Source organism: Vibrio frigidus (genome assembly GCF_042465995.1).
Lineage (GTDB): Bacteria > Pseudomonadota > Gammaproteobacteria > Enterobacterales > Vibrionaceae > Vibrio.
The window spans coordinates 64,993-79,301 of the sequence record NZ_JBCDMC010000005.1; the positions used below are offsets into that span (position 1 = coordinate 64,993).

At 40.6% G+C, this 14,309-nt stretch carries 16 protein-coding genes; 5 read left to right on the forward strand and 11 right to left on the reverse strand.

All coding sequences use genetic code 11. The features are described from left to right. The first annotated feature begins 169 nt into the window (after positions 1–169). From AACW90_RS09755 to AACW90_RS09770, 4 genes are all read left to right on the forward strand, one after another. Positions 170–802, forward strand: coding sequence for a TetR/AcrR family transcriptional regulator (locus AACW90_RS09755; RefSeq protein WP_390233690.1), 633 nt, complete (start codon positions 170–172; stop codon positions 800–802). Between the two features lie 10 nt (positions 803–812). Further along, a complete protein-coding gene (locus AACW90_RS09760) occupies positions 813–1,727 on the forward strand; it encodes an SDR family oxidoreductase (protein WP_390233692.1) in 915 nt (304 codons plus the stop codon). Between the two features lie 196 nt (positions 1,728–1,923). Then, a complete protein-coding gene (locus tag AACW90_RS09765; protein ID WP_390233694.1) occupies positions 1,924–2,130 on the forward strand; it encodes a hypothetical protein in 207 nt (68 codons plus the stop codon). Positions 2,131–2,244: 114 nt separating this feature from the next. Beyond that, the gene (locus AACW90_RS09770) at positions 2,245–2,502 is read left to right on the forward strand and encodes an HP1242/YdcH family protein (protein ID WP_390233695.1); all 258 of its coding nucleotides are present in this window, start codon (positions 2,245–2,247) and stop codon (positions 2,500–2,502) included. Positions 2,503–2,651: 149 nt separating this feature from the next. Here AACW90_RS09770 and AACW90_RS09775 read toward each other — a convergent pair whose 3' ends face one another. The 4 genes from AACW90_RS09775 to AACW90_RS09790 form a co-directional block, all read right to left on the reverse strand. Next, positions 2,652–2,795 carry a hypothetical protein gene (locus AACW90_RS09775; protein ID WP_195705293.1) on the reverse strand — a complete coding sequence of 48 codons (144 nt, stop codon included), beginning with the start codon at positions 2,793–2,795 and terminating at the stop codon, positions 2,652–2,654. 196 nt (positions 2,796–2,991) lie between these two features. After that, a complete protein-coding gene (locus AACW90_RS09780; protein ID WP_390233698.1) occupies positions 2,992–4,794 on the reverse strand; it encodes an ABC transporter transmembrane domain-containing protein in 1,803 nt (600 codons plus the stop codon). A 180-nt stretch (positions 4,795–4,974) separates the two neighbouring features. Further along, positions 4,975–5,313: a DUF3316 domain-containing protein gene (locus AACW90_RS09785; RefSeq protein WP_390233700.1), complete on the reverse strand. Its 339-nt coding sequence runs from the start codon at positions 5,311–5,313 to the stop codon at positions 4,975–4,977. 63 nt (positions 5,314–5,376) lie between these two features. Beyond that, entirely contained in the window at positions 5,377–5,715 is a 339-nt protein-coding gene (locus tag AACW90_RS09790) for a DUF3316 domain-containing protein (RefSeq protein WP_390233702.1), read from the reverse strand. Between the two features lie 432 nt (positions 5,716–6,147). Here AACW90_RS09790 and AACW90_RS09795 point away from each other — a divergent pair, with 432 nt between their 5' ends. Next, positions 6,148–6,393, forward strand: coding sequence for a hypothetical protein (locus AACW90_RS09795; RefSeq protein WP_390233704.1), 246 nt, complete (start codon positions 6,148–6,150; stop codon positions 6,391–6,393). On the opposite strand, the gene mnmH is transcribed toward AACW90_RS09795, so the two are convergent. From mnmH to AACW90_RS09830, 7 genes are all read right to left on the reverse strand, one after another. Further along, the gene (gene mnmH / locus AACW90_RS09800) at positions 6,379–7,467 is read right to left on the reverse strand and encodes a tRNA 2-selenouridine(34) synthase MnmH (RefSeq protein WP_390233706.1); all 1,089 of its coding nucleotides are present in this window, start codon (positions 7,465–7,467) and stop codon (positions 6,379–6,381) included. The two genes, AACW90_RS09795 and mnmH, sit on opposite strands and share 15 nt — an antisense overlap. Continuing rightward, the gene (selD, locus tag AACW90_RS09805) at positions 7,467–8,525 is read right to left on the reverse strand and encodes a selenide, water dikinase SelD (RefSeq protein ID WP_390234321.1); all 1,059 of its coding nucleotides are present in this window, start codon (positions 8,523–8,525) and stop codon (positions 7,467–7,469) included. Before selD ends, mnmH begins: the two co-directional genes overlap by 1 nt. Before the next feature lie 111 nt (positions 8,526–8,636). Beyond that, on the reverse strand, positions 8,637–9,305 hold the full coding sequence (locus AACW90_RS09810; RefSeq protein ID WP_390233709.1) for a PilZ domain-containing protein: 669 nt from the start codon (positions 9,303–9,305) through the stop codon (positions 8,637–8,639). 45 nt (positions 9,306–9,350) lie between these two features. Then, the gene (locus AACW90_RS09815) at positions 9,351–10,547 is read right to left on the reverse strand and encodes an EAL and HDOD domain-containing protein (RefSeq protein WP_390233712.1); all 1,197 of its coding nucleotides are present in this window, start codon (positions 10,545–10,547) and stop codon (positions 9,351–9,353) included. Between the two features lie 293 nt (positions 10,548–10,840). After that, positions 10,841–11,437, reverse strand: coding sequence for a tRNA (pseudouridine(54)-N(1))-methyltransferase TrmY (gene trmY / locus AACW90_RS09820; RefSeq protein WP_390233714.1), 597 nt, complete (start codon positions 11,435–11,437; stop codon positions 10,841–10,843). A 286-nt stretch (positions 11,438–11,723) separates the two neighbouring features. Then, on the reverse strand, positions 11,724–13,328 hold the full coding sequence (locus AACW90_RS09825; protein ID WP_390233716.1) for a methyl-accepting chemotaxis protein: 1,605 nt from the start codon (positions 13,326–13,328) through the stop codon (positions 11,724–11,726). Positions 13,329–13,756: 428 nt separating this feature from the next. Continuing rightward, complete coding sequence (locus AACW90_RS09830) at positions 13,757–14,185, reverse strand: universal stress protein (protein ID WP_390233718.1); 429 nt, start codon at positions 14,183–14,185, stop codon at positions 13,757–13,759. Between the last annotated feature and the right edge of the window lie 124 nt (positions 14,186–14,309).

A 14,309-nucleotide genomic window follows, 5' to 3' on the forward strand; every position in this document is an offset into this window, starting at 1 on the left:
CGCTAAGGTCGACTTGAATGTCGACATGTTGATAGGGCTGCTTAATTTCTACTGCATTGCACTAGAAAATGTTAAATAAGGCATAATTAATTATGGTACGCTTGCGTATCATAATAGGGTGGTGTACATTTAATCACATCAATTAAATATAGAGCGGAGCCTTCAGTAAATGAAAAAAACGGACAAAAAGGCCGTAGGCCGCCCGATCGATGATGACAAAACACAGAAAGTGTTTGAAGCCATAGACAACATATTGGCAAACGAAGGCATATCTAAACTTTCCATAGAACGAATCGCCAAAACCGCAGAGATATCTAAAGCAACGCTATATCGCCGTTTTCGTAATCTTAAAGGGATATTAAATGCTTATGTCGAGACATTTACAGATGATGCTCTTGCCCCACTCTTGCAAGATAAAAAAGTGAACGTAAAAGAGCCTATAGTTCTAGAACAGTTACTGATAAAGCTAGGTATAAATCTGATGCAACTCATTACTCGACCTAGAGTGATTGCTTTTGACAACGCGATGCTTTCTGCCGGTGTGGAGTATTCAGAATTAAAGCAAGATTTGTTTAAGAAAGGCCCACAAAATGCGGTACGTCAAATCGGTAATGTACTTGAACAGGCGGGAATCGTGTCGGCTTTTTTCGATAGCTATCGCTTAGGTGATATTTTATTCCATATTTGGCGTAGTGGGGTTTATGACAAGGCGAGGGTTTCCGGACAAGTTGTAATGAATAGCAAGCAACTCGATCAACACATAACATTAGGCACTCAGTTTTTCCTAACCAAGTTAATTTAGGGGGATTCGAATGAATAAACCAAATACTCGTATCTTAGTCGCGGGTGCGACGGGTTATTTAGGAAGTTACATTGTTAATGAGTTACTTAAACAAGAGGCAGATTTTAAAGCTCTGGCGAGGCGTCGTTCTAAACTGATCAAGATGGGGCTCGTTGATAGGCAAATTGAGATCGCCCAAATTACAGAGGTGAGTACTTTAAAAGGGTGCTGCAACGATATTGATGTCGTGATTTCGTGCGTAGGTATTACTCGTCAAAAGGATGGGTTGAGTTTTATGGACGTTGACTTTCAAGCTAATCTTAACTTATTGGAAGAAGCGGAAAAATCAGGTGTCAAAAAATTCATTTATATCTCAGCATTTAATGCTCCAAAATATCGACGTGTTCGGCTTCTTAACGCAAAAGAGCGTTTTTCTGAAAGGCTACTTGCCTCCATTAAGTTAACACCATGTGTAATAAGACCCAATGGCTATTACTCTGACTTAGAAGAAATTTATGCCATGGCAAAATCCGGTCGAGCTTATGTTTTTGGTCAAGGTGATGTGAAACTAAATCCCATTCATGGTGAAGACTTAGCGCAATTTTGCATAGACGTAGTAGAAAAAGATGAGCGTGAGTATGACATCGGTGGGCCAGATGTTCTCACCGTGAATGAGATAGCGGAGCTCGCATTTCAGGCCCAAAATAAGACGCCCAAAATCACTTATTTGCCTGACTGGCTAAGAACAATGTCTTTGTTTTTTGCGGCAAAGCTTCCTGAAAAATTGACGGGTTCTGCGGAGTTTTTCCTGACTGTGATAGAAAAGGACATGATTGCACCAATCTATGGACACCGAAAATTATGTGATCACTTTCAAGACATTTTTCACAAAAAAACACCATTATTAGATGAGTCGAAACACGAGCGAAAAAACGAGTTCCATTGATGTATGTTCATCATATAGATGGCTCCTAATGTAAATAATGCTGTTCGGTTAGTACTAAATACTTCGTCATTCCCGTGAAAACGGGAATCTGGGTGGATTTAGATCTCCACCTTCGTGGAGATGACGTAGATTTCGTGGAGATGACGTAGACTTCGTGAAGATTAGATGCTGTATACACAGAGGAAAGAACGTTGGTATGAAACAAATTTCAATCAGCAGGATACATACCAATAGCGGGATATTTCGCATCTCTGCCAGCATCGATAAGAGTAAATCTATCACCTATCATTCGGTAGACTTTATGAGCACAGATGGTTGGTTTGAACTCGATATTGAATCTATTGAAGGTAAGCGGATTTTGTGGGGGATAGAAACGGAAATTATAGAGTATATCGAGTCATGAATAGTTCTGAGAGAGTCGTTTTCTGCACACTTAAATGCTTTGTGTTTTAAGCCACATTTTTGTGAGCGAAATACCTCTATAATGATAGGTAATCCGACTGAAGAGAGAATGCCTATGCTAAATGAAAACCATGCCTTTATCTTAGATTTCCCTGATCTTAAATTAGACATTGTTCAACTTAACCATGACGATCCAATATTCAAAGCCGATCTTCAGCAATATCATGAACTGGACTATAGCATCCGTCAGCTAGAGATATCAGGGAGTCCAATTGATGATGATAATATGCATGAACTAAAGCTTCAACGTATGACGCTAAAAGACAGTTTATATAAGCAGTTAACCAAGCATCATGAGCAGGTAAAAGAGTAAATCAACGGGAGAGTTTGATCTATTACTAGGTGAAGAAGAACGATAGAGATCTTTTAATAGATGACAAGATCAAAAAAGAGCCAAGAAAAAAGACTATTATGGTCTACTTTCTTGGCTCTTTTTTTGACAGTTCTTTTACAAGAGAGATGTTACATCAGAATCGCTAAAACAGTGGATACAGATACAACAGCAAGGCCTACAAGTCTAAATAGAATCGGTGCTTCGTTCATTTCTGTCAGCTCAGTCGACTTCCAAGTTTTTAGGGCCGCTCTCAAATCGTTATTTACAGTCATAATATTCCCCTTACATTGCATTGCCAATCTCGATTAAATACATTGTATATACATTGCATTTTCAATGCAACCCTTTTGTGTCACTTTTATTTCACTTTTATTAATTTTGGTGTTTTTCGATGGAATCGAACGTCAAAAGGGCACTTTCGTGTCCAATTAAAGCGTTCGATCTTCTACATAATCGGTTAATAAGACGTTAATTTAGGTGTTTAAATTGCAGTTCAACCAACCTTTGATACAGCGAACAGCTTTCCATGAGTGCACTGTGATCACCCATTTCCACCAGTTTGCCATTTTCTAATACTGCAATCTGATCCGCGTGCTGAATAGTTGATAGTCGGTGAGCAATGATCAGGGTTGTTCTATTTCTCATTAACTCTTCTAATGCTTGTTGGACATGATGTTCACTCTCACTATCTAGGGCTGATGTGGCCTCATCGAGCAACAAAATCGTTGGGTTTTTTAGTATTGCTCTTGCGATAGCAATCCGTTGACGCTGTCCACCAGATAATCGAACGCCTTTTTCACCAAGAAAGCTGTGGTAGCCCTCGGGTAAGTTAACGATGAATTCGTGAGCATGTGCTTTTGTTGCAGCTTCAATCACTTCTTGATCTGTTGCGTCAGGTTTTCCGTAACGAATATTGTGAAACACATCGCTGCTAAAGAGAGCGGGGTGTTGAGGAACCAACGCCATCTGCTCACGTAGATCTTTAGGATCGAGCGCTTTGATATCTATTCCACCAAGTGTGACCTTGCCTGATTGCGGGTCGTAGAACCGTTGTAATAATTCAAACAGTGTGGTTTTTCCCGCTCCAGATGGGCCGACGAGTGCCAATACTTTCCCTTTTTCGGCAACCAGAGACAATTGGTTAGTGGCAGACTGATCTGGTCGTGACGGATAATGAAATGTTACCTTTTCAAAGGCTATTTCGGTGCTGAAGTCGGCCGCTTTCAACGTGTCTTTGGCCGGCGGCAAGATATGGCTTTTCACCTGTAATATCTCAACCAAGCGTTCGGTTGCTCCTGCTGCTCGTTGCAGCTCTCCGAGTACTTCAGAGATTGTCGCTAATGATGAGGCAAGAATAATCGAGTAGAAGACAAATGCACCTAAATCGCCACCAGACATTGTTCCGTGAATGACGTCACTACCTCCGACCCAAAGCATGCCAGTTATCGCGCCAAAGACAATAATAATTACGCCAGCGACTAATATAGATCGGTGTTGAACTCGTTGCTTACCAATGGCAAATGCTTTCTCTACTTCGTTGGCGAACGATACGCGCTCCTCATTTTCGCGGGTATAGCTTTGTACCGTCTTTATATGTTCGATAGCTTCGCCTGCATAGCTACCAACATTCGACATCGAATCTTGGCTTAGCCTCGATAATGCTCTTACGCGCCGACCATATACAAGAATAGGGATAAGTATCAGTGGGACAATCGCCATCACCACAAGAGTGAGCTTAATATTGGTCGCAAACAACATGACTAACGTGCCGACAAACATAAGCGCGCTGCGCATGGCCATGGAAAAAGAGGAGCCGATAATGCTCTGGAGTAACGTCGTGTCCGTTGTAATACGGGACATGATATCGCCACTGCCGTTGGTTTCAAAATAGCTTGGATGTAGAGTAATAACATGGTTGAAAACGGCCAAACGTATGTCGGCGCTGACTCGTTCACCAAGCCAAGAGACAAGATAAAAACGAGAGTAGGTTCCTGCAGCAATGAAGACAGTGATGGTAAGCAGAAAAGTAATGGCTTTTTTAAGCTCACTTAGCGAGTTTTGTGCAAAGCCACCATCAATGAGAAACCGCACGCCTTGTCCTACTGATAGCATAATTCCTGCGGTAAATAGTAAGGCGATGAGAGCGAGAACGACGCGACCCTTATAAGGGCGGATGAATCGAATGAGTTCGAATAAAACGGTGAGTTTTTTTGTTTCGCCATTTGATGTGGATGTTGATATTTCGGCATTTCTTGTGTCGTTGGCTTGCATCTATCGTTCTACCGTAAGTCGTTTGGTAACCTGATGATAGCACTACAATTGCGTTGATATGTTGCTTTTTTGTAAATGGCGTTTTATGGCATTATTCTTGGTGCTGATAAAGCAATCAAGAAACCATTAGGCTGTCCTTTGCCCGTTGGTTTTTTTGTACAAGAAAATCGATATGGACGATTAGTCCCTTTCTTTTGCATCGAAGTGATAATCTACGTCAACAACCGCGCGATATTGGATTTCACCACGCGTAACGGCAAATTCTTCAACGGAAACTTGTGTATCGTCGATGGCAATATCGCGAACGCCATTGGATGCATAAGTTGGTAGTTTATTGCGCAACTGACTTTTGGTCATGCTTTGTAGCGAATCTGTGATATCAAAACCTGCGTCTAGTGCTTCAGCTTTGGTTTGATAAAATGTGGAAATAACCGATGTTTCGCTGTGCGTCGTTTGAACAGAAGCGAACGCTGAAGAGGCAAGGAGTAAACCAGCAGCAAGAGTAATGATTTTTTTCATGTTATGTACCTTGTAATTTGAGTGTTGTTTTTATATGTACTTTGAATAGACAAGTTTTGGTGACTAATTTCTTTCTTTTGAGTCGAAGCTGTAGTCCACAGCAATAACTGCACGGTATTGAACGTCACCGCGAGCAACGGCAACTTCTTCTACTTTTACTTCGGTTCCTTCAAGTGCGACATTGCGAACGTTGCTTTCAGCGATGGTAGGTAACTCACTACGAAGTTGATTTTGTGTCATGGCTTGAAGAGAATCGGTGATGTCAAAACCTGCATCAAACGCTTCGGCTTTCGTCTGGAAGTTTGCCGTTGAAACAGATGTTTCGTTGTACGTTGTGTGTACTGAAGCAAATGCAGAAGAAGCAAAGAGTAGACCAGCAGTAATAGCAATTAATTTTTTCATGTTGTATTCCTTTTTGAATTAATAACGCAATTTGAAATAGTGGGTTCAATTGAACGGTCAGGGTTGCCCTGTGTCGTCCTATGAGATCCATATTATACTATACATACGTGTAGTAAATGGGTGGCAGGTTCATGGGTTGTGGGTAAATAGGCACTAATAAAAAGATAAAAATCTCAAATGTATGACGTGATATATTTTATATTGCAATTATTCAAATGGTTACAATAATTGTGATCTACTTCAAAAAATGCCAAAAGGCAGCTAATTCGATAATAATTTGTGTATTTATTTAGAAAAAATATAAAAATAAATGATAAAAAAATTGAGATTGTCATTTCTGTATGATGACTTGCAGGGCGCGAGCGTATATTCTTCGAATAGAAGTTAATCGATGGGTATAAGAATCGTTGATTTGAGATGGAGTTCATTCAAATGAAAATACAAGAAGAAGATTTAGGTTTTACATTTAGAAAAATAGCAAAAGAAGTACATATCTTTCACCGAGGCAAAAAAGCAACAGTGTTGCGTGGACGAAAAGCAGATGAATTTTTGGATGACGCCGACAGCTTTTCTGACGGCGATGGGCAGCAATTAATGGCTCGTATTACGGGTAATTACAAAAGAGGTAATGAGAAGCTGGCTAAGCAAAAGCAAAACAAACGTCTAAACACTTTCTAACCATGCTTCTACTTCAGAGTAGCATCCACGGAAAATAATACGTTCAGATTTTTTACCAAGTTGATATTCATACATGGGGTCATAGTACTGCTTGAGCAAAGGAGCTAGCCAATCTACATGATGAGTGATATCACCTGAACTCTGCATTATTTTTACGGCATCCTGTTGCACTTGAAGAAGATCACCGTAGCGTTCTAAACCTAATCGTTTTCGTATTTTAAACAGCCCCTGATTGAGATAATCAGAAAACGTTTTCCAACCTAACTCTTCGCCATAGTGTCTAATGTAATCAAGTTGCATCTTAATTACATATTCATTAAGCAGGCGCTCAAGTCGAATATCGAAAGGGTCTTCAATGACCGCTAGATTAGATTCACTGATAGCGTCTCTTATCGAGTTGGGCACAGAAGCACATCCTACCGTTTTACCCTCATCTTCATAAACGAAACTATTACAGCCTTGTTCCAGTTTCTTTACCATCTGAGTAGCAAGCTGATTCTCAAAATTAATTTGAGTACGCTGTTCGGTTACATAGCGACCAAAAGATGAGCCACGATGATTTGCAGCCCCTTCTATATCGATACCATTTTTGAGAGATTTTATAAGGTCTGTCTTACCGCTACCAGTGTTACCACCAAGAACGACCTTAGGCATAGTAGAGGCCTGTTCTACAGTATCGATCAAGAATCGACGTAGTGCTTTGTATCCACCAGTAACAAATGGGTAGTCTATGCCTGCTTCTTTAAGCCATTGCTGAGTGATTTGTGAGCGCATTCCTCCGCGAAAGCAATATAGGTATCCATTAGGATTCGCTTCGCAAAAGGCCTTCCACATTACGACTCGTTGGTCTTTGATATCGCCGTTGATCAATTGATGACCTAACTTAATGGCTTTTTCTTGCCCTTGTTGCTTGTAACACGTACCGATGGCTGAACGCTCTTCGTCTGTCATTAACGGCCTGTTTACCGATAATGGAAAAGCACCCTGACTAAATTCGACAGGCGCGCGGACATCCAATAATGGAATGTCCTTACTAAAGAGCGTTTTATAATCATTGCAATTTTGCCGCTGCATCAAACAACCTCGATAAGAGCATGGTTGTTTGCGCTATCTGATGGGTCAGCAGGCTTGATTAGTTTACCGATAGATAGAAGTTCAATACCATGTTTATCCGCGAGTGCTTTAACGGTCGCTTTGCCTTCTTCTGAAACGGCGAGAAGTAAGCCTCCAGAGGTTTGAGGGTCACACAAAATGGCTTTTTGTTGATCAGTGATCGTGCCAATTTTTTCTCCGTAACTATCGAAGTTTCTTTGCGTACCGCCTGGCACACAACCTTGATCGATATAGTCGAACACACCCGGTAGAGTAGGGATGTTGGCAAAGGTAATCTCTGCTTGAAGTCCGCTGCCCTCACAGATTTCACTTAGGTGACCGAGTAAGCCAAATCCAGTGACATCTGTCATGGCTTTTATTGAACTGATTTCAGCGAATTCTGCGCCAATTTTATTTAGCTTACACATCCAGTCTCGTGCAAGGCCTTTGTGGTTTTCGGCAAGTTTTGATTGTTTCTCGGCTGTCGTCAAGATTCCAATTCCAAGCGGCTTGGTTAGGAATAGCTCGCAACCATTCTCTGCTCGGTTATTGCGTTTAACTCTGTCGGTTTCTACAATGCCAGTGACTGCAAGGCCAAATATAGGTTCAGGGGCGTCGATGGAATGGCCACCAGCAAGAGAAATGCCTGCCTCAGCACAGACAGCTCGTCCACCTTCAATGACTTTTTGGGCGATCTCTGGGGCGAGGATATTAATTGGCCAACCTAAAATGGCGATGGCCATAATGGGTTTGCCACCCATCGCATATATGTCACTTATTGCGTTTGTGGCGGCGATACGACCGAAGTCATATGGGTCATCAACGATAGGCATAAAGAAGTCAGTCGTACTAACGACGGCGGTACCATTACCCAAATCATAAACTGCCGCATCATCCTTGCTTTCATTTCCTACCAGTAAGTTCGGGTCGTTAAATGGTGATATCTGAGTTTTTAGAATAGTATCAAGTACTTGAGGTGATATTTTACAGCCACAACCTGCGCCGTGACTGTATTGAGTTAGACGAATAGGTTCCATGATAATTCCATTTTAAAAAGAGAGATAATTCTACTCCTGATGAAGGCACTAGTCACTATACAAAGCTGAGGCGTTTCAATCGTTTTGATATGGTACAAGTGGGTATTTCGCTGCTCATCTAGTCGTGCTTTCAATGACATGATTAAGTACTTCTAATTTTAGATCGTCATTCATGACGATCTTTTTCTCTAATGCAACACCGATTATTAGACCGCCTCCATGACGGCGCATATTGACGACAGTTGATTTGGGGTAGGGCTTTGGAATATGTGTCATTTCAGGTTCGATGACCACTTCATTACCAATTTTTATATCAATACTGTCTTCTTTGAGAAATAGTGCGCAACCACTGACTGAGATATCGATGAAGCGTGCTGCGTACCTTTTATTGTTAACGTAAACATCAGCAGAAATATCGACTTTAAACCGTTTACTCGTTCTTATCGGTTTGCTTTCAATACGGTTTGGATATTGGATAAACAGCAACCATGATCCAATTGTTTTAATGCTCATTATGTGGCTCTTGAATGCAATCACATGGCCAACGTCTGTATCTGCAAACCCTCGAATAATGATGTCGAGTCCTGTTGTTTTACGAGTGATAAGGTCTTCCATTACCTTAGAGCCGAGTTCGAATATAAGATAATTATCTTCTTTGAGGCCGATAAATTTACATTGGAATGTATAATACTCTTCCGCTATAAACGCTATGTTTCCAGATAATCTCATGCCAAAGTCCAAATACCTTTTTAACTCTTCGGCTTTTACGAATGGGTTACTCAAATTACAATTCCATTATAAGTTGCTGTGTCTACTATTTTTCGGCCTTTAAAGGCCTTCTGACCAACGCATTGATTGGTCGTAACAATGGCGAGTGAAATCTTCTTTAAAATCTAAAAGGGTGTTAATTTGGGCAACGCTTTCCCAATCCGCTTTTTCATACGCTTTGACGAGAGAAAGTAATCTTCCTAGCTTTCCAGAGCTAAATAACAACGCTTCTTTTACGGTCAGTTCAACAGGAAGAATATCGACGATATCTTCAATAGGGGCGTCACATAATGCGTCTAATAAAGACAATAAACCGACTAAGAACGCTTGATTATCACCCATATCGTTCTCATTATATTGAGACGTCAATTCACAGAAACGAGCCCTTTGTATAGAAAGTGTGTACAAAATATCGGATTTATCTTCCGCTATAGAAGAGATGGTTACGAGAGAGATAAACTTTCGTAGTTTTTCTTCACCCAAAAAAGCGAGGGCTTGATGAAATGACCGAATGGGTGTTAAAAGTTGGGATGAGTTGACGTAACGTAATAGTTTAAATGAGAGGGTAACGTCTGAGGTAAAGATAGCTTCTAACTTTTTATAGTTGATCTCTTTGTTCGATATCTCTTTGCATAACTCAATCACGGTTTCAAGGAACGGATATATTTTTTTCTGTTTGATGATTTCGGGTCGACTAAAAAAATACCCTTGAAATAGATCGAAATTGCACGCTAATGCTTGTTGAAATTCTTCGTGGGTTTCAACCTTTTCGGCTAGAAATTTTATCTTCGACCCTTTCAGTTTTTCGATAAAACGTGCGGCCTTTGGGAGTGGAACAACCCGGATATCGAACTTGATAATGTCGATATGAGGTAAAAACCGGCGCCATTCAGGCGAAGGGATAAAGTCGTCTAATGCAATACAATATCCTTCGGACTTGAGTCGAACAATCGCCGCGTATAATTCATCCGTTGGCGAGCAGTCTTCCAATATTTCAACGACTATTTTTTCTTTTGGCAGTAACAAAGGTGCAAGTGAAATGAGGCTGTTATACGGAAAGTTAATAAAACCTATTTTGTCTCCTATGGCAGGACACTGAGTGCTGAAAAATTGATCGAGCATGATTCGACCGGTCGCTTGATCGGCATCTATTTGTGGAAACGCATTTTTTGAACCATCTCTAAATAATAGTTCATAGGCAAACGTGTTTTTATTGCGATCTAAAATAGGTTGTCGTGCAACGAACGAGTAACTCATAAATATTTTATACTATCGGATGATAAGATGAAGAAGATGTTAACCATAACAGTGTGTTACGACATTAACTTCAGAAGTATCACCGTTATTTATTGAAGAAAGGAAAGTGATGGGCGTACTGTATCAATCGAGTGGATATTTAATATGCAAAATCCGCAGGGAAGATAAAGAGTGTGACGCAAGGATGACGATAGTGACGAAATTGTGGTGTGAAATCCAAACGACAACCATTTGAATTTCACTGCATCGATAATAAAACTGAGAAATAGAGGTGACCTCAAAGACTTATTGAATTAATGATTGATATCTAGTTCATTGTGAATCAATACGACGCATTGAGAGGCAAACAGCATTTTTGGACCCAGGCTTATCTTTATCGCCCCAAGTCGTTTCAAACTATTGAAACTTTTCTTTGGCATAGGGATATGGTCAGTCAACAAAAAGCAAGGGTTACCAATGAATTCTTGTTCCCGAATAGGGGTGCCTTTTTTGTCCATCATGAATAATTGATAGTCTTCAGCAAGTTCTTGTACTAATTTTTCAAAACTAACGGTTCGCACGGTAATGCCCGGTTCCACTTGGCGCTCTTCTTCTTTGAGCATACCTTTTGATTTATCCAGTGCATTCGCCACCTTATCTAAAAGTGCCTGTTCATGGAATCCGCCGAAATTACTAATCTCATTTGGGCTCAAGCAGATGGTGCGAGAATAGTCTTGAGTCTTTTCTAGGACGAGATAAACCACAACATCATCACGATGGGATTGCGCGACAAAGATGGTATTCATTAAAGTGTGAGCCAAAATCTCGCTGTGTGCTTCTTGTCCAACCGACGCCAAAAGTTGTTGGCTGTCAGTGGAGGCTGCTCTAGCTCGTAATACAAACGCGCGCATAGATGATTGTCCTACTGATTGAATTGGTTTGTTTATAGATGAGAATGCCCTTATTTATAAGGCCACCAAACATTATGGTCGTCATTATTGCAGCTTTAGCAAATGATGTAACGGGTAATGATTCAAAATATGTTGACGAATTTATCGCGGACTCATTATATGAATGATTAAGTCGAATCTGAATGGTTACGTTGAAAGAGGGAAGAGGAAAGCAAAAAGAAGAAAGAAGGCGAGAGCCTCATGACCAGCGACTAAAGCGACTAGCCATGAGGAATAGCGACCGAAACTAAGGCATAGAAACAGAATCACCTAGATTGTACTGGTCCATTTGGAGTTCAAGTGATGCGGACAACTTGGTTAACGACTCGACCTTTTCTTCTAGTTGATGAATGCTGTCTGCTGTTCGATATGATTGGGTACTTATTGACGTTACATTCTGATTCATCTCTTCAGCGACACTGTATTGCTCTTCTGCGGCCGTCGCTATTTGCATATTCATGTCATTGACATCGGCGACAGATTCTACAATTTTCGAAAAGGCGTCTTCGGTCCCTTGAATTTGCTCTACTGAAAATTGAACTTTTTCTATCCCTTTATCGACGGCATTTACTGCGTTCGTGCTACCATTTTGCAGTTTTTCGATCATGGTATTTATCTGTACCGTTGACTGCTGAGTTCGAGACGAAAGGACTCTAACCTCATCGGCCACCACGGCAAAGCCTCTGCCATGTTCCCCTGCTCTTGCCGCCTCTATCGCCGCATTCAGTGCCAACAGATTAGTTTGGTCTGAGATGCTGCTGATAGATTCGGTAATATCCCGTATTTGCTGACATTCATTTGCCAGTAAGTTAATGGTTTCTGAGATGCTAGAAAGACTTTCAGCCAGTTCGAGAATGGTGTCTCTTGTAGACGAAACCATGACTTTGCCTTTGTTGGCTGCGATATCGGCTGTCGATGCGAGTTCAGATGTGCGAGAGGTATTTTGGGCAATTTCTGCTACCGTTGAACTCATTTCATTCATAGCAGTTGCGACCAGTTCTGTCTCCATATGCTGCAAGTTCATACTTTCTTTGGTTGTACTGCTTGTTTTCGCGAGCACTTCTGTCGCGAGAACCAAATCATGAGAAGACTCGCCAAACCTACCAACAACGGCTTTTAACCGACCTTGAAGCATCTTCGCTGACATCACGGTCTCACCAATTTCATCTTGCTTGATGATCTCAATCTTTTCGGTCAGATCGCCAGCGGAAATGCGTTTAATAATATGAGTTAATCTATTAATTCTTTGTACAACGTCAAAATTAATCAAATACAGCAGTATTCCAAATAACAGTATTGTCCATAGGTTACTGGCGACATCAAAAATATCTAAGCTAAACAGTTGATTCTCATTCCATTGCATGGCTAAGAATGTGATGAATGCTAAACCAACAATCGTGTTAACTTGAGTGGCGAGCGTCATTGTGGCGTACAAACTTGGTTTTGGGATTTTCTTCTGAGTGTTATTATTCAGGTCCTTATATAGACCCTGTGCATCATCTATCTGCTTTCTTGTAGGGCAACTTCTTACCGATTGATAACCCACTTTTTTACCATTTTCGAGAACGGGAGTCACGTAGGCATCAACCCAATAGTAGTCTCCATTTTTACAACGATTTTTAACGATGCCTTTCCAAGGTTTGTCTGCCTTAACCGTCGACCATAGGTCTTCAAAGGCCGCTTTGGGCATATCTTTATGGCGAACGAGGTTGTGATTTGAGCCGATTAACTCGTCTTCTGAATAGCCACTTATTACAATAAAATCACGGTTACAGTACTGAATGACACCATCCAAATTAGTAACAGAAACAAGCGTTGCATTGTCTCCAAATTTTCTTTCTTTATCTGCCATCAAATCTTACCTTCAAAAATTGTCCAATGGATACAGACAACCAACTAAATTGACGTTGGTTGTAAATGTGTAGAACGCCAAGAAGCACATTCATTTTCAATTGCTTCTATTTACGAATTAAACCTTTTTAGTTTTCTGTTATCGACGTGTTTAATTCTGAATTATTTATCTCAATTGACGAAGAGATACATAGACACCTTATATTATTACAGGATAAAACAAAGGTATTTTATATGGACTAGCCGCTAGACTTGAACTCATAGCTGATTTATAGAAGGCAAATATGAAGTTTGGTACTTGAAGGTGCACCTACAAAAAACGAAATGATGCACCCGTTTAAGCATAATGGAGCTGAGTAGAAAGACGAGGTTTATGGAACTTTCCTTAACTAAAAATGGTAGAAAGAAAATGGATAATCGTTGCAGACACTAGGCTAACGGAATGACCAATAATTCAACAGGAATGGATTTCATGACTTGCTTAGCGGATGAGTTGATGTTGTGCCAGAATCCTTGATGATGACCACAGACAATGAGATCGATTTCGTATTCGGCTACGGCATCTTCTAGCTCTTGAGAGAGACCGCCAAAACCCACCAAGGTTTGTTCAATAGGATAGGAAGTGCTCTCTTTGAGCGTATTCAACTGCGCTTTCGACTCTTGCAATATGTTGTTATTGTCGCTGTCATTCACAAACGAATGTACGATCTGATGCGTGAAGTCGTCGTCTTTCATTACGTCAATATAGATAAGTGACAGTTTGGCTTTGGTTGCTTTGGCAAGGTCAACGGCTTTGTCTAACAATAACTGGCTATCGTCGCTTAAATCTACAGCAACAAGTATGTGGGTGTAACTCATGGTCTATTTTCCTCATCATTACGTTCTATAATTGTAGGGTGATATTAACGTTTTATTCAATCATATCTTGTACAAATTGAGCGATAGATTATCCCTTGATAAAATGAATTTTATCAAACCACAC